This window comes from Bradyrhizobium sp. (assembly GCF_049581145.1).
Taxonomy (GTDB): Bacteria; Pseudomonadota; Alphaproteobacteria; order Rhizobiales; family Xanthobacteraceae; genus Bradyrhizobium.
Window position 1 is genome coordinate 1 of record NZ_JBAURI010001228.1, and the last position, 1,598, is coordinate 1,598.

The 1,598-nt window shown below is 69.0% G+C and carries 3 protein-coding genes; 1 reads left to right on the forward strand and 2 read right to left on the reverse strand.

Annotated features, from left to right (window positions below):
- The coding region (locus tag WCB02_RS39140; protein ID WP_423967678.1) for an SAM-dependent methyltransferase at window positions 1-348 on the reverse strand (348 nt) is incomplete at its 3' end.
- Window positions 349-385: 37 nt separating this feature from the next.
- Between WCB02_RS39140 and WCB02_RS39145 the strand changes: the two genes are divergently transcribed.
- Window positions 386-1,132, forward strand: a complete 747-nt coding sequence (locus WCB02_RS39145) for a cobalt-precorrin-6A reductase (protein WP_423967680.1) — start codon at window positions 386-388, stop codon at window positions 1,130-1,132.
- On the opposite strand, the gene WCB02_RS39150 is transcribed toward WCB02_RS39145, so the two are convergent.
- Window positions 1,108-1,598, reverse strand: a 491-nt coding sequence (locus tag WCB02_RS39150) for an SAM-dependent methyltransferase (protein WP_423967682.1), incomplete at its 5' end; no start/stop codon positions are given. The two genes, WCB02_RS39145 and WCB02_RS39150, sit on opposite strands and share 25 nt — an antisense overlap.

The window sequence follows — 1,598 nt, forward strand, 5'->3', positions numbered from 1 at the left end:
CACCTCCTCAAGCCGCCAGCCGAGACGCGCTGCCGCAAGTGAGAAGGTGGACGGCGCCGGATGCGCGATCCATTCGCCGGTGGACAAATGGGATACGAGGCTGGAGCCCGCGCCATGCCAGAATGGATCACCGGAGGCGAGCACGGCGGTCGGCCGGCCGCGGCAGCGCAGCACGGGCGCGATATCGAACGGCACCGGCCAGGGCCGGCCGCGGCTGCCGATATCGGCCAGCCTGAGATGACGTTCGCCGCCGAACACGATCTCGGCCGCGGCGAGCGCGTTTCGGCTTGCCTCCGAGAACCCGGCAAGGCCATCTTCGCCGATGCCGATGATGGTGAGCCAAGGCATTGTGAGCGAAGGAATTGTGAGCAACGGATCAGCCACGATGCGCGCCCTCATTCTGGGCGGAACGAGCGACGCCGGCCGGCTCGCCGACGCGATCGCGCGCGCGCGGATGGATGCGATCTATTCCTATGCGGGACGCACGCAGGACCCGGCGGCGCAGGCGCTGCCGACACGGATCGGCGGCTTTGGCGGGATGAGCGGTCTTGCGGATTTCATCCGGCGCGAGCGCATCAGCCATGTCATCGACGCCACCCATCCCTTCGCGGCCGAGATGAGCCGCAACGCGGTTGCGGCCTGCGCGGCAACAGGCACGGCGCTGATCGCGCTGGAGCGGCCGCCATGGACGCGAATTTCGGGCGACAACTGGATCGACGTCGCCGACATCGGCGCGGCGGTGGCGGCGCTGCCCGAGCAGCCCGCTTGCGTCTTTCTCGCCATCGGCCGCCAGCATCTGGCGCCGTTCAGCGTCAAGCCGCAGCATGCCTATACCTTGCGCTTGGTCGACCCGCCCGACCGGCCGTTGCCGCTGCCACGCACCGATCTCATCGTTTCGCGCGGCCCGTTCACGCTCGCCGATGATCGCGAGCTGATGCGGTCGCGCGACATCGGCTATGTGGTCGCACGCAACGCGGGCGGCAGCGGCGCGCGCGCCAAGCTCGACGCCGCGCGCGAATTGGGCCTGCCCGTCATCATGATCGCGCGTCCCGATCTGCCCGAGCGGTTGCGGGTCGACAGCATCGACGACGTGCTGGCATGGCTTGGTCATGACGCGCGCCTCGGCGCATAGACCCAGCGGCCGACGCGGCGCGTCGCCGAATTGCCGACGATCACGAGCGTGGCCATATCGGCCATCTCCGACCGGGCGTCCCGCAGCAGCAGGGTCTCGATGCGTTCCTTCGGCGTCGTCACGGCATGGGCGAAGATGATGATGCGCTCGCCGCAACCGGCCTGTTTCAGAACGTCGAGCGCGCGGGCAAAGCCCTCGGGCCGGCTTGCCGAGCGCGGATTGTAGATCGCGATCGCAAAGTCGGCTTCGGCGGCGAGCCGCAGGCGCTGCTCGATCACCTGCCATGGTTTCAGATTGTCGGACAGATTGATGGCGCAGAAATCGTGGCCGAGCGGCGCGCCGGCGCGTGCGGCGGCCGCGAGCATCGCGGTTACGCCCGGCAGCACCCGGATCGGAAGATCCTGCCATTGCGGCAGACCTTCCAGCGCCTCGAACACCGCGGCGGCCATCGCGAACACGCCGGGAT